The organism is Tardiphaga sp. (assembly GCF_028290495.1).
GTDB lineage: Bacteria > Pseudomonadota > Alphaproteobacteria > Rhizobiales > Xanthobacteraceae > Tardiphaga.
Genome location: NZ_JAQGJT010000027.1, coordinates 1 through 19610, shown reverse-complemented (window position 1 = coordinate 19610; position 19610 = coordinate 1). Strand labels below are relative to the sequence as shown.

At 61.3% G+C, this 19610-nt stretch carries 22 protein-coding genes; 5 read left to right on the top strand and 17 right to left on the bottom strand.

The annotated features are described in order from the left end of the window. Window positions 1-75 precede the first annotated feature (75 nt). Window positions 76-1059 (bottom strand): cyclase family protein, encoded by a 984-nt coding sequence (locus tag JWQ24_RS05240; RefSeq protein WP_299805247.1) that lies wholly within the window; start codon window positions 1057-1059, stop codon window positions 76-78. Further along, window positions 1056-1775: a TetR family transcriptional regulator gene (locus tag JWQ24_RS05235; protein WP_299805245.1), complete on the bottom strand. Its 720-nt coding sequence runs from the start codon at window positions 1773-1775 to the stop codon at window positions 1056-1058. The genes JWQ24_RS05240 and JWQ24_RS05235 overlap by 4 nt, the downstream gene beginning before the upstream one ends. A gap of 175 nt (window positions 1776-1950) precedes the next feature. Here JWQ24_RS05235 and JWQ24_RS05230 point away from each other — a divergent pair, with 175 nt between their 5' ends. The 4 genes from JWQ24_RS05230 (at window position 1951) to JWQ24_RS05215 (ending at window position 5449) form a co-directional block, all read left to right on the top strand. Continuing rightward, window positions 1951-3039 (top strand): amidohydrolase family protein, encoded by a 1089-nt coding sequence (locus JWQ24_RS05230; protein WP_299805243.1) that lies wholly within the window; start codon window positions 1951-1953, stop codon window positions 3037-3039. A 75-nt stretch (window positions 3040-3114) separates the two neighbouring features. After that, entirely contained in the window at window positions 3115-3897 is a 783-nt protein-coding gene (locus JWQ24_RS05225; protein WP_299805241.1) for an SDR family oxidoreductase, read from the top strand. Between the two features lie 68 nt (window positions 3898-3965). Continuing rightward, window positions 3966-4211 carry a hypothetical protein gene (locus JWQ24_RS05220; RefSeq protein WP_299805237.1) on the top strand — a complete coding sequence of 82 codons (246 nt, stop codon included), beginning with the start codon at window positions 3966-3968 and terminating at the stop codon, window positions 4209-4211. Between the two features lie 99 nt (window positions 4212-4310). Then, window positions 4311-5449, top strand: a protein-coding gene (locus tag JWQ24_RS05215) for an IS3 family transposase (RefSeq protein ID WP_299805234.1) whose coding sequence is annotated in 2 segments (ribosomal slippage) — window positions 4311-4575 and window positions 4575-5449 — 1140 coding nt in all. Because the reading frame shifts where the segments join, the coding sequence is not laid out codon by codon here. Between the two features lie 44 nt (window positions 5450-5493). On the opposite strand, the gene JWQ24_RS05210 is transcribed toward JWQ24_RS05215, so the two are convergent. The 8 genes from JWQ24_RS05210 to JWQ24_RS05175 all read right to left on the bottom strand — a co-directional run bounded on the left by JWQ24_RS05210 (window position 5494) and on the right by JWQ24_RS05175 (window position 12211). After that, window positions 5494-5970 (bottom strand): CocE/NonD family hydrolase C-terminal non-catalytic domain-containing protein, encoded by a 477-nt coding sequence (locus JWQ24_RS05210; protein ID WP_299805232.1) that lies wholly within the window; start codon window positions 5968-5970, stop codon window positions 5494-5496. A gap of 127 nt (window positions 5971-6097) precedes the next feature. Further along, the gene (locus JWQ24_RS05205) at window positions 6098-6841 is read right to left on the bottom strand and encodes a hypothetical protein (protein ID WP_299805230.1); all 744 of its coding nucleotides are present in this window, start codon (window positions 6839-6841) and stop codon (window positions 6098-6100) included. Between the two features lie 76 nt (window positions 6842-6917). After that, the gene (locus tag JWQ24_RS05200) at window positions 6918-7673 is read right to left on the bottom strand and encodes a hypothetical protein (RefSeq protein WP_299805228.1); all 756 of its coding nucleotides are present in this window, start codon (window positions 7671-7673) and stop codon (window positions 6918-6920) included. A 25-nt stretch (window positions 7674-7698) separates the two neighbouring features. Then, complete coding sequence (locus tag JWQ24_RS05195) at window positions 7699-8451, bottom strand: ABC transporter ATP-binding protein (RefSeq protein WP_299805226.1); 753 nt, start codon at window positions 8449-8451, stop codon at window positions 7699-7701. After that, complete coding sequence (locus JWQ24_RS05190; protein WP_299805225.1) at window positions 8423-9184, bottom strand: ABC transporter ATP-binding protein; 762 nt, start codon at window positions 9182-9184, stop codon at window positions 8423-8425. The genes JWQ24_RS05195 and JWQ24_RS05190 overlap by 29 nt, the downstream gene beginning before the upstream one ends. Next, window positions 9177-10112, bottom strand: a complete 936-nt coding sequence (locus tag JWQ24_RS05185) for a branched-chain amino acid ABC transporter permease (protein ID WP_299805223.1) — start codon at window positions 10110-10112, stop codon at window positions 9177-9179. Before JWQ24_RS05185 ends, JWQ24_RS05190 begins: the two co-directional genes overlap by 8 nt. Continuing rightward, on the bottom strand, window positions 10109-10975 hold the full coding sequence (locus tag JWQ24_RS05180) for a branched-chain amino acid ABC transporter permease (RefSeq protein WP_299805220.1): 867 nt from the start codon (window positions 10973-10975) through the stop codon (window positions 10109-10111). The genes JWQ24_RS05185 and JWQ24_RS05180 overlap by 4 nt, the downstream gene beginning before the upstream one ends. Before the next feature lie 27 nt (window positions 10976-11002). Next, window positions 11003-12211 (bottom strand): amino acid ABC transporter substrate-binding protein, encoded by a 1209-nt coding sequence (locus JWQ24_RS05175; protein ID WP_299805217.1) that lies wholly within the window; start codon window positions 12209-12211, stop codon window positions 11003-11005. A gap of 157 nt (window positions 12212-12368) precedes the next feature. On the opposite strand from JWQ24_RS05175, the gene JWQ24_RS05170 reads away from it, so the two are divergent. Next, entirely contained in the window at window positions 12369-13271 is a 903-nt protein-coding gene (locus JWQ24_RS05170) for a LysR family transcriptional regulator (RefSeq protein WP_299805215.1), read from the top strand. 389 nt (window positions 13272-13660) lie between these two features. Here the strand turns inward: JWQ24_RS05170 and JWQ24_RS05165 are convergent, their stop codons facing one another. From JWQ24_RS05165 to JWQ24_RS05135, 7 genes are all read right to left on the bottom strand, one after another. Next, window positions 13661-15160, bottom strand: a complete 1500-nt coding sequence (locus JWQ24_RS05165; protein ID WP_299805366.1) for a tripartite tricarboxylate transporter permease — start codon at window positions 15158-15160, stop codon at window positions 13661-13663. Continuing rightward, a complete protein-coding gene (locus tag JWQ24_RS05160) occupies window positions 15160-15609 on the bottom strand; it encodes a tripartite tricarboxylate transporter TctB family protein (protein ID WP_299805212.1) in 450 nt (149 codons plus the stop codon). The genes JWQ24_RS05165 and JWQ24_RS05160 overlap by 1 nt, the downstream gene beginning before the upstream one ends. Window positions 15610-15652: 43 nt before the next feature. Beyond that, the gene (locus JWQ24_RS05155; protein ID WP_299805209.1) at window positions 15653-16618 is read right to left on the bottom strand and encodes a tripartite tricarboxylate transporter substrate binding protein; all 966 of its coding nucleotides are present in this window, start codon (window positions 16616-16618) and stop codon (window positions 15653-15655) included. Between the two features lie 45 nt (window positions 16619-16663). Continuing rightward, window positions 16664-18088 carry a UbiD family decarboxylase gene (locus JWQ24_RS05150; RefSeq protein WP_299805208.1) on the bottom strand — a complete coding sequence of 475 codons (1425 nt, stop codon included), beginning with the start codon at window positions 18086-18088 and terminating at the stop codon, window positions 16664-16666. A gap of 93 nt (window positions 18089-18181) precedes the next feature. Beyond that, window positions 18182-18721, bottom strand: coding sequence for a TIGR02444 family protein (locus JWQ24_RS05145; RefSeq protein WP_299805207.1), 540 nt, complete (start codon window positions 18719-18721; stop codon window positions 18182-18184). A gap of 31 nt (window positions 18722-18752) precedes the next feature. Continuing rightward, window positions 18753-19361 (bottom strand): UbiX family flavin prenyltransferase, encoded by a 609-nt coding sequence (locus JWQ24_RS05140; RefSeq protein ID WP_299805206.1) that lies wholly within the window; start codon window positions 19359-19361, stop codon window positions 18753-18755. Then, a partial coding sequence (locus JWQ24_RS05135; protein WP_299805204.1) for a cupin occupies window positions 19348-19610 on the bottom strand: 263 nt, incomplete at its 5' end. The genes JWQ24_RS05140 and JWQ24_RS05135, both read right to left, overlap by 14 nt.

The window sequence follows — 19610 nt, the reverse complement described above, 5'->3', positions numbered from 1 at the left end:
TGTCGTGGCCTTCGTCTGAGCGAATTTTCGGCCTTGCCGCGACAACCGAAGCTGTCGCGGGTCATCGTTTGAATATCAGCGGATGGCGACGGGATTGATCGGCGATCCAACCGCTCCGGTGATCGGCAGCGCCGGACCGACGAATAGGAAGTCATAGAGTTTGTCAGCGTGGCAGGCCTTGGCGAGCTCATCGAGCTTGAAGATTTCGCCCATCGTCAGGCCCATGATGGGGATACAGATCCAGTGCCAAGGCTGGTTGGCATCGTCGCAATTGTTGGGCCGCACTTCGACGCCCCAGGTATCCGTAGCCACCGCTGCGACCTGCTTGTCCTGAAGCCAGTCCAGCGTTTCGAAGGCCAGACCCGGCGCGTCGCCGCCCGGATAGCCGTCCCAGTTTCCCGCCGCCAGCTTCTCTTCCATCTGGCCCGTCCGGATCAGCAGGTGGTCGCCGCGGCCGACCGCGACATTCTGCGCCTTGGCGCAGCCATCGAGAATGTCGTTGGTGATCGCGAAACCTTCCGGCAACCAATCCATGCCCTGGTGCTTGGCGATGTCGAGCAACACGCCACGACCGACCATCTTCTCCTTGGCATGCTCGATGCCGGCTTTCTCCGCGCCGAACGACGAGACGTTGCGGCAGTCGTAGCCGTTCCACATGTAGTTTTCGTAGAAGATGTGGCCAAGCCCGTCCCAATGCGTTCCGGCCTGCAACGGGAACAGCACAATGTCGTCGGCTGATCGGATGCCGCGTTTGTCGAGTACGCCGGAATAGGCATCGGTGCCGGTACGCAGCATGGTGTGCACGGGGTTGAAACGGCCGACCGGCGGAAACTTGGTCTTGCCGCCCTGCGGGCCCTTGTTGTCGTAGTTCAGCGCGAGCGAGATCACCTGCCCTTTGCGCACCAAGCCAGCCGCGCGGATGATGTCTTCCGGCTGGGTGTAGTTCATGGTGCCGACATGGTCGTCCGGCCCCCACTTGCCCCAGTTCTTCAACCGTTCGGCCGCCGCCTCGATGTCCTTCTTCGTGACCTTGGCAGGACCGTGCAACATGTCGCTCATTTGGGACGCCTCCTCGATTTTATTGTTGATTTGATTTCCGGCTTCGAGCGAAAGCCGGCGGCCAGAAACGGCACAATGCGCGCCAGCGCATCCTCGACGCGACCGGGGTCGCAACGCCCATCGGTCAGCGACTGGATGCGGCCGGCGTCAGCCATCGTGTAGAACATCGTCCCCAGCATGAAATGGAAACGCCATTCCAGCTCGGCCTGCGGGATATCGGGCAGCGCCCGCGCGATTGCCGTCAGGAACACGCCGGAGGATTCATCGAACGCCTTGGCGAGGATCCGCCGGCTCACTGCTTCCGGCTCGGTCGCCAGCCGGGCGCGCAGCTTGACGAAGGCGCGCCCGCCGGCACGAACATCCGAACCAATGATCAGCGCCGGTCGCAGAAACGCTTCCAGAATGCGTTCCAGCGAAGGCGCCGCGTCAAGATCGATCTCGGACAACAGCCGGACCCGCTCCTCGGCAATCGGCTTGGCCCGCGCCGCAAAAATCTCGGACAGCAACTGCTCTTTCGATCCGAAATGATAGTGCAGCGCGGCGAGATTGACGCCGGCCGCGGCAACGATGCTGCGAATGCTCACCGCATTCCAGCCGTGCTCGGCGAACAATTGCTCGGACGCATCCATCAGGCGTTGCCGCGCCGACGGCTTGAGCGCGCCGTCATCGGTCAATGCTGCCTGGGCCGGCGACTTGAGCGCGTTGGATTTCAGCAAAGCCGCGGTATCCCTTGACTAATTCAAACGTTCGTTTCAATAAGTCGTTTGTTTTGATCTTGTCAAGCGGCGCTACCGATACGCAGTGGCGATCCGTTCGAAACCACACACCCAAAAAGCGGCCGACAGACGAACCGCTGGTCGATGCCGAGCAAAAGCGACAGGGAGCACCGCCATGACCACACGCCGGAATTTTCTGAAGGGCGCGGCGACCAGCCTCGCGTTCTGCAGTTGCGGAATGCTCGAGGCTGCGCATGCCGAGCAACCGCGCTTCCGCGCCCTGCCCGTGACCATCAAGGGCAAGCGCATCAGGACGATCGACGTGCACGCCCACTGCATCATTCGCGAAGCGCTCGACCTGATGGGCGACGAGGTGCCGCGCATTCTGCCACCGACCAAAGGACAGCAGGAGCATTTCATCGTGCTGGACAGTCGCCTGAAGGCGATGGACGCGATGGGCATCGACATGGAGGTGCTCTCCATCAATCCGTTCTGGTACCGCAAGGACCGCGACACCGCCGCAAGGATCGTGCAGATTCAGAACGACGCGCTGGCGCAATTGTGCGCCTCGAAGCCGGATCGTTTTGCCGCCTTCGCCTCGCTGTCGCTGCAATATCCCGACCTTGCCGTTCAGCAACTGGAAAACGCCGTCAAGAAGCAGGGCCTGCGCGGCGCGGCGATCGGCGGCAATGTCGTCGGGACCGATTTCGCCGACCCGAAATTTCATCCGGTCTGGGCCAAGGCGGAAGAACTTGGCGCCGTACTGTTCATCCATCCGCAGGGCACGGTCGAACTGGCTGCGCGATTCAAGGGCAATGGCTGGCTCTCCAACACAATCGGAAATCCGCTCGACACCACCATCGCCCTGCAGCATTTGATCTTCGAGGGAACGCTCGACAAGTTTCCGAAGCTGAAAGTCCTGGCCGCGCATGGCGGCGGCTATCTCGGCTCCTACGCGCCGCGCTCCGACCACGCCTGCTTCGTCTCGCCGCAGAACTGCAATCCGGATATCCAGCTCAAAAAGAAGCCGACCGAATATCTCAACCAACTTTTCTTCGATTCACTGGTGTTCACGCCGGAGGCGCTGCGCCACCTGGTCGCCCAGGTCGGCGCCAGCCAGGTAATGATAGGTACCGATCACCCCATTCCGTGGGAAGACCACCCGGTTGATCACATCTTTGCCACTGAGAGCCTGACCGACGCGCAAAAGGCAGCGATTCTGGGCGGCAACGCGGCACGGCTGCTCGGTATCAAAACAAGCTGAACAACCGGAGGCGCTACGCTGCAGCGTGCTCGCCTTCGTCCCTGAATGTGCAAACAGCGAAGACAAGGAATTCGAATGTCCAAGGACGGTATGTGCGTGATCATCACGGGATCAGCTTCGGGTCTCGGTGCGGCGACGGCGGCCAGGCTCGCCCGCGACGGGGCACGCATCGTGGTGAACTACGCCTCAAGCCAGACGGAAGCCGAACAGACCGCCGACCTGTGCCGCTCGGCCGGCGCCGAAGTGATCGTGGTTCAGGGCGACGTTTCGCGCGATGACGACTGTCGCCGAATCGTTACCGCCGCCGAAAAATGGGGCCGGCTCGACGCCCTGATCAACAATGCCGGGACCACCAAGCACGTCGCGCAGGGCGATCTCGACGGCTTGTCCGCCGAGGACTTCATCCGCATCTACGCCGTGAATACGATCGGTCCATACCAGATGGTGCGCGCCGCACGAACGCTGCTCGAGGCCGGTGCAAAGGCATCGGGCCGCCCGTCTGCCGTGGTAAACACATCGTCAGCATCAGCGTTTCATGGCGGCGGCTCTTCGGTCGCCTATGCGGCCAGTAAGGGTGCGCTGAATACGATGACGAAATCGCTAGCGCGCGCGCTGTCGCCGCTGATCCGGGTCAACACCGTATGCCCGGGCTACATCGACACACCGTGGTTCACGAAGGGCCGCGGCGCCGAAGCTGCGGCCAAGGTACGTGACGCCACCATCGCGAAAGTCGCGCTCAAGGTAGCCTCAACCGCCGAAGATATAGCCGGGGTGGTCTACTTCCTAGCCACGCCGCAATCCAACAATATGACCGGCGAAATTGTGCGGATGGACGCCGGCGCGCATCTTGTCATGTGAGAGTCGATATTCCGGTGGTCCACTCGCTTCGGAATATTTAGCGGCTAGACGCCTGCCGACATGGCGGCATGACCGAGCTCGAGGAAGCCGGGTTGACCGATGGTCAAGGCCGCGCGCACTCGGCTCACAGCACGCAGCAGTCGTATGAGGGCTGTGCCAAGCGTAACATGACGCGGGCCCCGTCGGCGACGCGCAAGCGTCACGCAAAGAGGCTGGCGAACGAAAAAGCAACAAGTGTTCACAATGAGCAGGAAAATAGTGTTCAGAATAACGCTGAGAACAAAGCCTACATTCAAGAAATAGCTGAGAAATAACAATTGGCTGGTGTGGCAGTGGTGTTCGCACCATTGACCTGCCAGGGCTTTTTTGGACCAAGCTTTGTGAGAAACTGAGCTTGGAAAGGAGCTTTTGTGATGCCGAAGAAGAGGTTCAAGGCGGAGCAGATCGTGGTGCTACTGCGCCAGATCGAAGTGTTGATGTCGCAGGGCAAAGCGGCGCCGGTTGCCTGTCGCGAGGCGGGCATTTCACAGCAGGGTTACTATCGCTGGCGTAAAGAGTACGGCGGCCTCGAACTCGATCAGGCGAAGCGGATGAAGGACCTGGAGCGGGAGAACGTCCGCCTCAAACGCCTAGTCGCGAATCTGTCGCTTGAGAAACAGGTGCTCAAGGACGTTGCCTCGGGAAACTTGTAAGCCCCGAACGGCGCCGGCAGGCAGTAGAGGGCATTCGAGGGAAGTATGGTCTCCCGGTTCGCCTGGCCTGCCGGATCGTCGGTCAACCGCGCGGGACCCAGCGCTACACCACGATCACCCGGGCTGATGAGGACGTGCTGACGAGAGCGATCATCTCTCTGGCATCCCAATACGGACGGTATGGCTATCGCCGGATCACACCGCTGCTGGTCACTGCCGGCTGGCAGGTTGGCTGCGACCGGGTTCAGCGGATCTGGCGCCGTGAGGGGCTGAAAGTACCCAGGAGACAGAGGCAACGGGGCCGCTTGTGGCTGAACGACGGATCGTGCATCCGCCTGAGGCCGCAGCATCGCAACCATGTCTGGAGCTATGACTTCGTCGAGGCGCAAACCCACGACGGGCGAAAGCTCCGGCTGATGAGCTTAATCGACGAGTTCACCCGGGAATGCCTGGCGATCCGTGTAGCTCGTCGCATCAACAGCTTCGGGGTTATTGAGACGATGGCCGACGTGATGCTCACCAGGGGCGTGCCCGAGCACATCAGATCCGACAACGGTCCGGAAATGACGGCCAAGATAGTGCGCAGCTGGTTTGCAAAGCTCGGGGCGAAAACACTTTACATCGAGCCAGGCAGTCCGTGGGAGAACGGCTACTGCGAGTCCTTCAATGGGAAGCTGCGTGATGAGTGCCTGAACGGTGAAATCTTCTACAGCCTGAAGGAAACCACGGTCGTCATCGAGCAATGGCGCAATCACTACAACACGGTCCGACCGCACTCCTCACTGAACTACCGACCACCTGCACCACAGACATCAGCACCTGACACCCACCATCTAGATCGGAGCGTGGCAATGCAGTAGTCTCTATCCCTCTGGTCCAAAATATCCGTCAGGTCGCCCTCGCGCTACTTACGGGGGATTATCGATAGTAGCAGATGCGACTCCAGTCCGCCGCCGAAATGCAGCGTGGTCTCTCCGCCGAAAACGTCCGGCGGGCGATCGAGCGGTTCATCGTGAACGAACGGCCCGCAGCCTTTCATGGGGTTATTCATGTTAGACAGCGTCGTCGGCCCGTTGTACTCGTAATCGTTGCCGCGAACGGTCAGCCTGTAGCTGTAGCCGGCCGGGATGACGATCGACGTCGGCCATATCTCGATATCGAGTTCAAAGACCTCGCCCGGCACCAGCGGCTGCGCTTCTACATGGGTGTGATAAGGACGATAGGGCCTGAACCGGGCTGGATCGAGCCAGCGGTGTGACGCGCGAAGCCAGCCCTGCGCGACCGGCGTGTGGGGATCGAGCGCGCCCTGAAACACCACCTCTTCGCCGCTCGGATCGAATACTCGAAACATCAGGAACAGGTACGCATCCGCTGAATGCAACTTTTCCTCCGAAGCCTTGCACATGACCCGCGATGTACCTAGGGCTTTTGTCGGTTCGTTAGCTATCGGAAAGTCATCGCGTTTCCGCAACAGCGCGAAGCCGCTCGACTTCCATCATAATTGCGGTCTAGATCAAGATTTCACGTGCCACACGACGGCAGTCCATTTCGAAATCGAGATCGACGACCGGCGGACGAGCAAAATGCCAGGTCAGCCCCGAGCGTGCCGCGCCACGTGGCACGATTTCGTCTGCGAGTGCGGGATAGAAATCGCAAACCGAATAGATTTGTGTCGCGGTCGTGTCTTTCCACACGTGACCAAAGGCAGCAAGCCGCCGCTCCATCGATCCGACGGTCGCCTTGGCCTTGTCGCGAATTGCTTCAGGACCGACCTCACGGTAGCGGACGATCCGTTCCGGATAGCTGCCCGCGCCATCACGCGCTTCTGCGCCGCCCGCAATGACGAAGGTCGACATTGACTGTTGCTTCGGTCGTGTAAAGGAAAAAGCATAAAAAGAAGGCTCCGCCGGCGGAGCGACCTCCGGGCATACGTTGCTTCGGGCGACCGGATTTTTCTCGCCGTCAAATATGCCCCATTCTGAGAGCGTCTTTACATAGTGCTCATTGAATTTGCGAAATCCCGTTTCATCTACCACAGCTGGAGAACGCAGTTCACAAGCACAAAAAGCAGTCAGTGGCCTACCAGCGGCGCGTATGTAATCCGCAATGCGCGCAAAACCTTCCGCTAACGGCAGCAAGGTGTCGAAACGAACCCGCTCGATCTCAAAACCGGCTTGCGCGGCAACACCGCTCGAATATTGAAAAACCGCCGGGATATACCGGTAATCTCCTGCTGGAAAATCTTGCGTCATCTGCCCACACTCCGGTCGGTGCTTGCTTAATCGAACAACATCTCTGCGTATCGCATCATCGAGCTGCCGAACCTCCTCAAATTTCGATGACGCGCTCGACGTGCACGCGACGACAATCCATCTCGTATTCCAGGTTGAGCACGGGCGGGCGATTGAAATGCCAAGTCACGCCATTGCGGAACACGCCACGCTTGCCGAGTTCGCTCTCCAACAGCGAATAGACGTCCTGAACGGTGTAGAGTTGCGCCGCGGTGGTCTGGTCCCAGGTGCCGGAAAACGCGCTCATGCGGCGCTCCATCTCGTCGAGCACCCATTTGGCTTTTTCCAGCATGCCGGACGGGGTGACATCGCCAAGACGAACGGTGTTGTCGCGGTAGTCACCCTTGCCTTCCGCCGACTCGCCGCTGCCGGCGACGACGAATGACGCCGGCGCGTCGGCCGCGACTGTGGTGAAGGTGAAGGCGTGGAAACCGGGCTCGGATGGCGGGTCGATCTTCGGGCACACATTGCTGCGCGCGATCGGATTGACGCCGTCCTTCATGATGCCCCATTCGATCAGGGTCTTGATGTAGATATCGTTGAAGTCCTTGAAACCCTGTTCGGTGAACGGCGCCGGCGAGCGCAGCTCGCAGGCCGCGAACGACGTCAGCGGACGGCCAGCCTTCCGAATGATCTCCGCGATCATCTCGAAGCCCTGCTTCAGCGGGACGACCTTCGAGAAACGCACGCGCTCCATCGCGTAGCCGGGCAGCGCGCCTACTCCGCAGGAATACTGGCTGACGCCGGGCATGAAACGGTAGCCGCTGTTGGCTGCTTCGACGGTCTCAATCATGTTGGCCTCCTCGGATGAGTAACGGTTAGTCTTCGAGGACGCCGAGATAGGCGTCACGGATGATCGGATCGGCCAGCAGTTCAGCGCCCTGCCCGGTGCGCACGATGCGGCCCATATCCATGATGTAGGCGGAATGGCAGAGGTCGAGCGCCGTGGTGACGTCCTGCTCGACCAGCAGGATCGACATGCCCTCGGCGTTCAGCGTGCGCAATGCCGCGACCAGTTGCTCGACCAGCAGCGGCGACAGGCCGAGCGAGAGTTCGTCGATCATCAACAGCCGCGGCGCGCTCATCAGCCCGCGGCCGATGGCGCACATCTGCTGCTCGCCGCCGGACAGCGTTGCGGCGGCCTGGTTGCGGCGCTCGCGCAGCTTGGGGAACGTGGTGTAGACGCGGTCAAGGTCGCGGGCGATCTCCGCGCGGGTGACCGAACGCGAATAGGCGCCCATCAGCAGATTGTCCTCGATGCTCATGGCACCGAATAGCCGGCGGCCTTCCGGGACGTGAACGATGCCATGCGCCAGGATCCGCGCTGCGGTTGCGGTGGACAGATCCTCGCCATCGGAAAGGTATTTGCCGGACTGGATCGGGATCAGGCCGGACAGCGCGCGCATCAAAGTCGTCTTGCCGGCGCCGTTGGAGCCGATCAGCGCGGTGATCTCGCCGGCGCGCACTCCCATGTCGATGCCCCACAGCACATGAATCTCGCCGTAACCGGCGCGGACCTGATTCAATTCGAGGATCAGGGGACTATCCACGGGCAGCGTTCCGTTTTGCATATTGCTGGCCGAGATAGGCGTCGATCACGGCGGGATTCTTGACGACGTCGCGCGGCTGGCCGTCAGCGATCAGTTGACCGTTATGCAGCACGACTATGCGGGTGCAGACGTTGAGCACCACCTTCATCAGATGCTCGATCATCACGATGGTGATGCCCGATGCCGCAAGCTGATGGATCAGCTTCGTCGCCCGCTCGACCTCGGCGCTGTTGAGACCGGCATTGACCTCGTCGAGAAACAGCAGCTTCGGCTTCATCGCCAGAGCCTTGGCGAGTTCGAGCCGCTTGCGCATCGCCAAAGTCAGCGTCGCCGCTGACTGGTCGGCCTGCACTTCCAGGCCGACAAAGGCGAGATGCGCACGGGCTGCCTCGCGGGCCGATTTCAGGCTCTCGCCGGGCCGCGAGAACAAGGCCGCGGCGGCGACATTGTCGAGCGCGGTGAATTCGGCGAACGGCTGCACGATCTGGAAGGTGCGCGACAGGCCGAGCCGCGCCGCCTGGTAGGTCTTGATCCGCGTGATGTCACGGCCATCGAAGGTGACGATTCCCGAACTGGCCGGCGTGACGCCGCAGATGGTGTTGACCAGCGTGGTCTTGCCGGCGCCGTTGGGGCCGATCAGGCCGAGCACCTCGCCCTTGCTGACGGAGATCGAGACGTCGCTCAGCGCCTTCAGCCCGCTGAAGTTTCGCGAGACGTTGCTCAAGTGCAGGATTTCGTGGGGCAGCTCAGACATTTTTGGTTCTCCACCAAAACATGCCCCGCCGCAGCGAGATCAGGCCATGTGGCAGGAACAGCAGCAGCATGATGATCAGCACGCCGAGCACGCCGGAATGGATCTGGATGTAGTTGCGCCAGACTACTTCCTCCAGCCCGAGATAGAGGAACGCGCCGCACACCACGCCGAGAGGCGAACCCAGCCCGCCCATCAGCGCCATTACGATCGGCTTTACGGAATACAGGATGTCGAACACGTCGGACGGATCGATGTAATGCACCCAGGCAGCATAGATACCGCCAGCGGCGCCGACAAAGCAGGCCGAAAGGCCGAACGCGATGCTCTTGTAGAGCGTGGCATTAAGGCCGACCATATTGGACGCCGTCTCGTTCTGCCGGATGCAGCTCAGGCCGAAACCGAGCTTGGAGGCGGAGACGATGATCACCACCAAAGCGGTGAGCACCAGCAGGCCCCACATCACGTAGAAGAAGAACGTCGCGTCGGCGAGTATGCCGGAGCCGGAGGTCAGCGGAATGTTCAGCCCCATGCCGCCGCCGGTCAGGTCGGTGGCGTTGTTGACCAGTTCGCGGAACACTTCGACCAAAGAGAGGCTGGCAATGGCGAAGTAATGCCCTCGAAGCCGCAGCAGCACGGCGCCGAGCGCCGCGGCCAGCAGGAACGACGCCACCAGCGTGCCGGCCAGCGCGGCCGTCAGCGGTACGCCCTTGTTGAGCAGGATGCCGGTCGCATAGGCGCCAAGGCCGAAGAACGCAGCGGTGGCGAACGATGGATAGCCCGCGAAGCCGCCGACGATATTCCACGACAGCGCGAACACCGCATACATGCAGGCGATGGTGCCGAGCCGCAAAGCATAGGCGCCACCGAACAGCGGCAGTGACGCGACGCAGGCGATCAGAAGCAGCAGCGCGATATTGACCCGCGTCATTCGAAACCCTTTCGGCCAAGCAGGCCCTGCGGGCGAACGACGAGGAAGACGATCAGCAAAACGAAGGACAGCGTGGTCGCATGCGCCGGGCCGAGATAGACCGAGCCGATGCCCTCCACCAGCGCCAGCAGCAATCCGCCGGCCAGCGCGCCGGACACCGAGCCAAGCCCGCCGAGTACGCAGACTACAAACGCCTTGCCGAGATAGGCCGACGACGTCAGTGGCGAGATCGGGAAGATCAGCGCCATCAAGACACCGGCGCAACCAGCCAGCGCCGCGCCGAGCCCGAAGGCGATGGCGTAGATCGATTTGACGTCGACGCCCATCAGCACCGCGGCGTCACGGTCGAGCCGGACAGCGACGATGGCGCGGCCGACCTTGGAACGGCGCAGCAGCAGATACAGCAGCCCGGTCAACGCCAGCGCCGACGCCGTGGCGATCAGGCGATCGACCGGCACGACGACATCAAACAAGGAGATCGAGCCGGTCGGCGGGTTGAGCGTCAATTTGCGATAGTCCGCCTTGAAATAATAGATCATCGCATTGTTGAGGATCAGGTCGAGGCCGAAGGTCAGGGTCAACGTCACCAGCACCGGCGCAGAGATTACACGGTTGAGCAGCAGGCGCTGCAGCAGATAGCCGAAGGCGAAGAATAAAGGGGCTGCGAACAGCAGCGCGTACCACGGCGTGACGCCTGCCCATTGATAGGCGCCCCACGCCAGATAGGCGCCGAGCACGATGAACGAGCCGTGGATCAGGTTGATGACGTTGAGCACGCCCCAAACGAGGGAGAAACCGATCGCGATACAGGCATAGAGGCAGCCCAGCACCAAAGCATTGATCAGGACCTGGACTGCTAGCATGTCGATTCCTCAGGGCGAATTCGGCGCTTAGTTAACGCCGAGCTTCAGTTCGCCCTGCTTGATGGCGGCGGGAAAGAGCACGACCGGCTTGGCATCTTGGATCTGGAAGACCGGCGGCTCGAGCGAGTTGATCTGGCCGTTGGCGCCAAACTTGACCGGGCCGTAAAAGGTCAGCACGTCCATCTTGGCGAGCTCTTCGCGGACCTTTTCGCGGTCCAGCGAGCCGGCCTTTTCGATCGCCATCTGGAACAGCGCGCCGCAGACGGCGGCCGAAGCATGGGCGTAATCCGGTTCGAGATTGTACTTGGCCTTGAACAGCTTCACAAAGTTGGAGGTGGTGCCGAAAATGTCCTTGCCGTCATACTTCTCGGCCGGGTGCCACCACGAAGCGCTGGTAATATTCTCGCCGCTCTTGCCGGCCGCATCGATGAATTCCTGGTAGGCGGGGCCGGCAATCATAGTGGTGACCACCGATTTGATCTGCTGGTCCACCATCTGCTTGCGGATCAAGAGCAGGTCGTTGGTGTAGCCGGTGATGAAGATCCACTGCGGCGCCAGCGACTTGATTTGCGACAGCGTCGCGGAGTGATCGAGCGTGTTGATGGCGTATTTCTCGAAATAGACGACTTCAAGCCCATTGGCCTTGGCGGATTTCTCCATCTCCTGCGCGATCGCCAGCGGGAACAAATCGTTGCGCGCCAGGATCGCTACCTTCTTTACGTCGGCAGCCTTTGCCTTGATGATCTGCGTCAACGGCGTAGTCAACGTGTCGTTCGGGGTAAAGGTGCCGAACAGGTACTTGTAGTTCTGGTCATAGACCTGCGATGAAGACGCGGAGGCCGCCAGCGTCGGCATCTTGTATTTTTCGGAGATCGTGCTGGCGGCTTTCGCCGCGCCCGAGCCGAACGGGCCGAACATGAAGTTGATATTGTCCTGGGTGATCATCTGCTCGGTGGCCTGCACCGAACGGGGCGTGTTGGACTGGTAGTCCGAGTAAACGATCTCGACCTTGTATTTCTTGCCGCCGACATTGATTCCGCCGGCCTTGTTGGCCTCCTCGGCCCACAGATTGTAGCCCTGCTGCTGCTTGACGGCTTCCGGCGCCAGCGGCCCGGTGATCGGCAACGGCGCGCCGAAGCGGATGACGTCTTGGCCGGACGCCAGAGATGAAACGCCGAAGCTGGCAATCGCCAGCAGAAGCGAGCAAGAGATGCGAGCGAGCCGGGGACGATACATCCATAATCTCCATCAGGGACGGGTGGGCGTTTCTGGCAGAAGCATGGCAAATCCAGCTTTCGAATAAAAGCATTGAATTTCGATGCAACAGACCTGAAAATCAGTACGCTAACCAGGCGCTGCCGGATCGTTGGGCAGCCAAACAAAGGCATCGCCCATGATCGAATCCACCGCCGTGCGCTATTTCCGGATGGTGACCGAATGTGGCTCGGTCAAGCAGGCGGCCGCGTCGCTGCGAATCGCGCCTTCAGCCATCAGCCGGCAGGTGCAAGGGCTCGAGGAAGAACTATCGGTGAAGCTGTTCGAGCGCGGCGCCCGCGGCATGAACCTGACCGATGCCGGCCACGTGCTGTATCGCTACGCCGTCGAGAACCGCACCCAGCTCGACGGTCTGCGCAGCCGGGTTGAGAAATTCGACTCGCTGCGCCGCGGCCAGGTCAAGATCGCCACCGTCGAGGGCATGCTCGCGAGCTTTCTGCCGGATTTCTTCATCGAACTGTCCCGCGACTATCCGGGAATTTCGATTTCCGTCACCGCGGTCGGGTCTCGGGATGTCGCGGAGATGGTCAGCCAGAACGAGGTAGATCTGGGCCTGATCTTCGGCCGCGCGCCGCGGCGCGACCTTATCGAACTGGCGCGGATGCGACAGCCGGTGCATCTGATCGTCGCGCCGGATCATCCGATGGCAGACAAGACGTCGTGCATGGTGAAGGATTTGGCGGGGCTGCGCGTGGTGGTGCCCGATCCGTCGTTCGGCATCCGGCAGGAGCTCGACAAAGCCTGTGCCCAGGCCCGTGTTCATCTCGAGGTGCGCAACGAGACGAATTCTCTGGCCTTTGCGCAGACCATCGTGGCGCGCACCGAACTCGCGACATTCCTGCCGCGCGACACAGCGATGCCCTCGATCAACGCCGGCACGCTGGTCGCCGTGCCACTGCGCGACAGGCGACTTGAAGCTACGCAGGTGACGCTGGTGCAACTCGCCGCCCGCAACGCCTCACCGTCCACGCGTCTGGTAGCGGAACGCCTGATTCAGACAATGAAAGAAGCAGAAGACTGATCGAGCCTGCATCATCTCTCTGCAATATGTTTATGCAGTGTTGCAAGCTTCGCGCTATCATAGGTCGCTCAGATCAGGCGTCACGACTGCAATGCTTATAAAGCGCGGTCGCCATCGTCGTGAATAACCTAGGGTCAGAAGCGGCCCTCCAGAGTTATTCTTGACCAATTCTCTTTTGCAGTCGCTTCTTCTTGTTTCTTAGGAAAGAGATCATCTGAGATTGATCGGTCTCCGTCAGCAAAGCGCACAAGGGAGCGCAAATGAAGCCAGAGCGCCCTGCTCAAAATGCCTGCCCAGTCTGGAATCACGGCACGACAGACACGGCGAAGTTCATAGACGGCGAGCTCGGACGAGCGGGCTCGAGAGTTCTGTTCGATCGGGGCCAGTGATCAATCCTGGAATACTTCGGTGCGGCGCTTGCGGATGGAAGGCATCACGATCGAAATCAGCAACGTTGCCGAGATCACCAGCAGCACCATGCTGATTGGACGCTGCAGGAAGATCAAGGGATCGCCATGCGAGGTGATCAGGCTGCGTCGGAAATTCTCTTCCACCATCGGCCCCAACACGAAGCCCATCAACAACGGTGCGGGCTCCGCATCGAGCTTGCGCAGCACGTAGCCGAGCAGTGTGAACCCGACCGTCATGTAAACGTCAAAACTAGAATTGTTCACCGAATAGACGCCGATCGCGCAGATCACAGCGATAACCAGGTAAAGGATGCGATACGGCACGTTGAGCAGCCGCACCCAGATCCCGATCATTGGCAGGTTGATGATCACCAGCATCGCATTGCCGAGGAACATGCTGGCGATCAGCCCCCAGAATAGATCCGGCTGCCGCGAGATGATCATCGGGCCAGGCGCAATGCCGTGCAGCGTCAGTGCGCCAACCATCAAAGCCATCGTCGCGCTAGTCGGAATGCCCATCGTCAACAAGGGCACAAACGAGGTTTGTGCCGCGGCATTGTTGGCGGATTCCGGCCCGGCGACACCTTCGATCGCGCCGTTGCCGAACCGCGAGGGATCCTTGGCTAGTCTCTTTTCCAGTGCGTAGGCGGAGAACGACGCAATGGTGGCACCGCCGCCGGGCAGAATGCCGAAGATGGTGCCTATCAGCGTGCCTCTCGTCACGGCTCCCCACGCACCTCGCAGCACCTTCAAGGACGGCCAGATACTGTCGATCTTGGAATGGTTGACGATCCGGGTCGACACTTGTTCAAGATTCGAGATCACCTCGGCGGCGCCGAACAGCCCCATTACCAACGCGACAAAGTTGATGCCGTCGGACAATTCAATCAGTCCGAAAGTCATGCGTGCCTCGCCGGTGTTGAGGTCCATGCCGACCATGCCGAGCAGCAAGCCAAGGAAAATCATCGACACCGCGCGGAATGCCGATCCGTTCGCCAACACCACCGCCGACACCAGTCCTAGCACCATCAGCGAGAAGTAATCTGGCGAGGCAAATTTTTGCGTCATCAATGCCAGCGGCGGTCCGAGTAATGCGATCACCAGCGTTCCGAAGCAGCCGGCAATGAATGAGCCGATCGCGGCGATCGCCAGCGCCTCGCCCGCGCGGCCCTGCTGCGCCATCTTGTAGCCGTCGATCGCGGTGACCACGGACGTCGACTCGCCGGGAATGTTGACGAGAATCGCCGTCGTCGAGCCGCCATATTGCGCGCCGTAGTAGATGCCGGACAGCATGATGATCGCGGCGAGCGGATCAAGCGCGTAGGTCGCCGGCAGCAGCAATGAGATGGTCGCTACCGGCCCCAGCCCCGGCAGCACTCCGATCAGTGTGCCGCAGACGGCGCCGATCAGACAAAAGAACAGGTTCATTGGTGTTGCGGCAACGGCAAAGCCGTGACCGAGCAGCGAGAAAACATCCATCATGGCAGCAGTCCTACCGGAATCTTGAGAAGCCAGACGAACACCACGGTACAGGCCGCCGCCAGCACGATGCCGGTGATGATGCTCTGGCGCGCGACGGCTTCACACGAGGCAAAATGCGCGATCGCCACCTGCGCCAAGATGGCCAAGATTAATCCGGCGCGCTCAACTAACATGCCGAACGCCGCAAACGACAGCAGGATGAAAAACATTGGCCGCAGATGAAATATGCCGACCGGTAGGCCATCCACCAGCATGCCCTTCACCACCAGACACCCCCCCATGCCGAGTAGCACCAGAGCGAGGCCGAGCGGAAAATAGCCCGGCCCCATCTGCAGCACGGTGCCGATCGCCAGCGTGCGGATATACAGCAGCGCTACGCCGGCGACCGCGACAAGCAGAAGTCCAGAATAGAAGTCGATATTGCCGCGCCAGCTGAGCGATTTCATCATGATATCCCGTGGTCGAAGTCACTCGCCCTGACGCGTCAGCTCAGGTCTTTTTTTCTGCGATTTCCTTGAGCAGCACCCGCCAGGTCTCGACCTCACTGGCGATCTGGGTCTTGAACTCCGCGGGCGTGGTAAATACGGTGGATGCGCCGGCGACTGCCATGCTCTTTTTCACTTCGGGATCGGCCGCCATCTTCTTCAGTGTGTCAGAAATCTTGGCAACGATGGCATCCGGCGTGCTAGCCGGGGCCATGATTGCATTCCAGGATTCTACGGCGTAGCCCGGCACGACGGTGCCCGCGACGGTCGGCAGCTTCGGCGCGAATTCGCTCGGGCCGGCCGAGGTCACAGCCAGAGCGCGGACGGTGTTACCTTCCATCTGCGGCAGTGCATCGGTCATGTTGGTGAAAGCGAGATTGACCTCACCGGACACCACCGCCGCCGTCGCCGGTGCGCCGCCTTTAAACGGAACGTGGGTCATCTTGGTGCCAGTGCGCACCTCGAACAGCGCCACCGAGAAATACATCAGGCCGCCGGCGCCACTCGATCCATAGCTCAGCTTGCCGGGATTGGCCTTGGCATAAGCAACCAGCTCCGCCATCGAATTGATTGGCAGCGACGGGTTGACGATCACAGTCTGCGGAATGGTGCTGACGATGCTGATTGGCTTAAAACTGGTGAGCGGATCGTAGGATGTGGTCTGCGCCACCGGTGCTATCGAGATGGCGCCGACGCTGCAGACGCACAGCGTGTAGCCGTCGCCGGGAGATTTTGAGACGAGGTCGGAACCGACAATACCGCCGCCGCCGGGGCGGTTATCGACGATCACCGTTTGGCCGAGCGCCTTCTCGAGGTAACGCGCGGTGATGCGACCTACCGAATCCGTGTAACCGCCGGGCGCATAGGGCACCACCAGCTTGATCGCCTTAGCCGGCCATTCCTGCGCCGACGCGGTTGTCCCTACCAGAGCGGACGCAACCATTAGTGCCGCTGCGATCAGTCGCTTCATCTGTATGTCCTCGCAAGAATGAAAATGGAATGTGGCTGCGCCGCACTACGCAATGTTCGTTCCCACCAGCCCAAGGGCGAGCGTTGCCACGTGGTCACCAGGCGTGAATTGGCTGAGCTCGATCGCGGTCGGCGCAAATTCGACGCGACGGAACTTGTCCTGATCCTCGAACGGCACGGTCGCGTCGATACCGAGCTTAGTGCGTATGCCGTCCTTGCTGACCCGGACATATTCGTGGCCGCGCGCCCCCGGGATCAAGATCAGATCCGAGGACGCCTCCATCCGCGTCGCCAGGGCATATTCGACATCCATCGGATCACGGATATCGATGTCGTGGTCGACGACGATGATGAGATCGAGATCTTTCAGCGCGCCGAACGCTGCCAACATCGCGTTGCGCTGCAGGCCGTTGTGCTGCTTGCCCTGTTTCTTCACCTGGATCACCGCATGAAACCGATGCAGGCCGCCGGAGGTCATCTCCGCATCGATGACGATCGGGATCGCCGATTGCAGCACCTTCAGCAGGCTGGCTTCCAGCACGTACTTACGCAGAATGATCGTCTCGCGGCCGAAGCCGTTGATGACATGATAGATCGGGCGCAGCCGATGGGTGACGGCCGTGATCTTCAGGATAGGCGCGTCGGCGGCCGGCGCGGCGAAGCCAATGAACTCGCCGAACGGACCTTCCGGCGCCACGTCGTCAACCAGGATCTCGCCTTCGAGAACGAACTCACTCTCCGCCGGCACCAGCAAATCCTGCGACACGGCCTTGGTGACCTTCAGCGGTGCCCCGGCGAGGCCGCCGGCGACGGCCAGTTCGTCAGCGCTTTCCGGCATCTGCGAGCCCATCGTGGCCGCCGTGAAATGCAACGCAAGGTCGGTGCCGATACAGACGGCCACGGGCAGCGACTTCTTGCCGGTGGCCTTGGCGCGATCGAAGGCGGCGCGCAGGTGACGCCCGAAATCGAGCTTGATCGCCACCCTATCGGGCCCGAGCAGCTGCAGGCGATGATAGGAGGCGTTATAAACCCCCGTGACGGGATCCTTGACCACGACAATACCGGCCGTGATGTAGCGGCCGGCGTCGCCCGGCGCATGAAACAGCGCGGGAAACAGTTTCGTGATATCGAAGCCGGTCTTCAGCACGACTTCCTGCACGGGGGCGTTGGTCACGACTTCCGGCGGAAGCGGACCGCCCATCGCGCGCTGTACCAGGCCGCGAATACCGTTGAAGTCGAGACCGAATGCCGCTTCGCAGTTCTCCTTCGAGCTCAGCAAATTTCCCACGATCGGGATCTCGGTGCCCTTGACCTTGGGAAACAGCAGGGCTTGCTTGCCATCATGCTTCTTCAGGATCGCCGCGATCTCGAGATGCGAGTCTGCCATTTTCTCATAGGTGAGGATCCGATCGCTTTTGGCCATGCGCGCCAGCGCCGATCGGAAGCGGGTATCGAGGATCTGCTGTGACATTACGCCTGCTTCCTGACTATACTATATACGTTAGCTATTGATCAAAGTTAGTCAAGCCTGCATGGCGGGCATGCCCTGAGCAATTGAGTGGCATCACGCAGAGATTCGCCGAACCACCGCGGCAATCTCGTCGATTGTCGCACCGACCTCGACGATCGCCTGCCCATCGCGACGCTCCATGGCGAACCGGACAACGTCGCGAAGTACCGAATGAAGGTCGTCGATCGCGACCGCAGATGACACCGCGGCTTTGCACTGCAGCCAATCCGCCAGCAGGTCGTTCTCCAACCGCTCGGCGGCCAGTTCGCTCACCTTGATCTGCGACCGTAATTTCTCGGCGCCCGGACTCGGGGCCGGCGCGGGCCCCGACTTCAGGGCGACCCGCAAGGCCCGCAGCGGCTGCACCACGCGCTCGCGCCACGGCCGGCAGACCGCATCCATTTGCTGGACGTCCAGCGGCGAAACGACGACGCCGCAACGCGCCGCCGCAAAGGCGGCGACCAGCAGCATCATGACGTCGACGCCGGCCTCCGCCTGCAGTCTGAGACAGGCCGCCCCGACGCCGGGCTCGGCGTAGACCTGCAAGGCGAACGCCCAGCTTTCCGCTGCGAGATCGCGCTTTGCCCCGCTCATCGGCGAGAGGTCCTGTTTCCCGGCGACGCAGTCACGGCAGATCCTTCGCCTTGGCGAGCGCGAGGCCTTCCCAGCGATGGACGGCGTCGGTCGGGATGTCGAACAGGTCGAGCACGCGCCCCAGCGTATGGTCGACCATCTGTTCGAGACTTTGCGGTCGGGCGTAGAAGGCCGGCACCGGCGGATAGACAATCGCGCCGATCTCGGTGGCGGCCGCCATCGCGCGTAAGTGGCCGAGATGGAGCGGCGCTTCGCGCACCATCAGCACCAGGCGCCGGCGCTCCTTCAGGACAACGTCGGCGGCGCGCGTCGTCAGCGACGAGGTCACGCCGGTCGCGATCTCAGACAGACTGCGCATCGAACACGGCGCGATCACCATGCCGAGCGTGCGAAACGATCCGCTGGAAATCGTGGCGCCGATATTGTCGGCCTGGTGCACGACATCCGCCAGATCGGTAACGTCGGACACTTTGAGGTCCAGTTCCTGCGTCAGCGCGATCTTCGCCGACCGGCTCATCACCAGATGGGTCTCGATCGCCGTCGGCTGCAGCATCTGCAGCAGCCGGACGCCGTAGACCGAGCCCGACGCTCCGGTGATGCCGACGATCAGGCGCTGCGGCGTGGGGTCACGCGGGATCAAAATAATGGACCTCCATCAGCAGGCAGCCGTTCACCGACTTGAACGGGCCGTGGAACGCGCCGGGCGGACGGCAGGCATAGGTGAACGGCGCGAACGATTCGCCGCCATTGCCCTGCTCGTCATTGCCGACGATCAGGTCGCCGGAGAACAGGAACACTTCTTCCCAGTAGAGATGCACGAACGGCGTGGTGGTGTAGACGCCCGGCTCGAAGCGCAGGATGCGGGTGCGGCTGCCGCGGTTGTTCACCT

Excerpts from the sequence above, each read along its gene's own strand:
- JWQ24_RS05150 (WP_299805208.1), bottom strand. The coding sequence starts at position 18,088 with ATGTCACAGCAGATCCTCGATACCCGCTTCCGATCGGCGCTGGCGCGC.
- JWQ24_RS05170 (WP_299805215.1), top strand. The coding sequence starts at position 12,369 with ATGATCGAATCCACCGCCGTGCGCTATTTCCGGATGGTGACCGAATGT.
- JWQ24_RS05240 (WP_299805247.1), bottom strand. The coding sequence starts at position 1,059 with ATGAGCGACATGTTGCACGGTCCTGCCAAGGTCACGAAGAAGGACATC.
- JWQ24_RS05145 (WP_299805207.1), bottom strand. The coding sequence starts at position 18,721 with ATGAGCGGGGCAAAGCGCGATCTCGCAGCGGAAAGCTGGGCGTTCGCC.
- JWQ24_RS05220 (WP_299805237.1), top strand. The coding sequence starts at position 3,966 with ATGACCGAGCTCGAGGAAGCCGGGTTGACCGATGGTCAAGGCCGCGCG.
- JWQ24_RS05230 (WP_299805243.1), top strand. The coding sequence starts at position 1,951 with ATGACCACACGCCGGAATTTTCTGAAGGGCGCGGCGACCAGCCTCGCG.
- JWQ24_RS05155 (WP_299805209.1), bottom strand. The coding sequence starts at position 16,618 with ATGAAGCGACTGATCGCAGCGGCACTAATGGTTGCGTCCGCTCTGGTA.
- JWQ24_RS05225 (WP_299805241.1), top strand. The coding sequence starts at position 3,115 with ATGTCCAAGGACGGTATGTGCGTGATCATCACGGGATCAGCTTCGGGT.
- JWQ24_RS05165 (WP_299805366.1), bottom strand. The coding sequence starts at position 15,160 with ATGGATGTTTTCTCGCTGCTCGGTCACGGCTTTGCCGTTGCCGCAACA.
- JWQ24_RS05180 (WP_299805220.1), bottom strand. The coding sequence starts at position 10,975 with ATGCTAGCAGTCCAGGTCCTGATCAATGCTTTGGTGCTGGGCTGCCTC.
- JWQ24_RS05205 (WP_299805230.1), bottom strand. The coding sequence starts at position 6,841 with ATGACGCAAGATTTTCCAGCAGGAGATTACCGGTATATCCCGGCGGTT.
- JWQ24_RS05185 (WP_299805223.1), bottom strand. The coding sequence starts at position 10,112 with ATGACGCGGGTCAATATCGCGCTGCTGCTTCTGATCGCCTGCGTCGCG.
- JWQ24_RS05190 (WP_299805225.1), bottom strand. The coding sequence starts at position 9,184 with ATGTCTGAGCTGCCCCACGAAATCCTGCACTTGAGCAACGTCTCGCGA.
- JWQ24_RS05195 (WP_299805226.1), bottom strand. The coding sequence starts at position 8,451 with ATGCAAAACGGAACGCTGCCCGTGGATAGTCCCCTGATCCTCGAATTG.
- JWQ24_RS05160 (WP_299805212.1), bottom strand. The coding sequence starts at position 15,609 with ATGAAATCGCTCAGCTGGCGCGGCAATATCGACTTCTATTCTGGACTT.
- JWQ24_RS05200 (WP_299805228.1), bottom strand. The coding sequence starts at position 7,673 with ATGATTGAGACCGTCGAAGCAGCCAACAGCGGCTACCGTTTCATGCCC.
- JWQ24_RS05175 (WP_299805217.1), bottom strand. The coding sequence starts at position 12,211 with ATGTATCGTCCCCGGCTCGCTCGCATCTCTTGCTCGCTTCTGCTGGCG.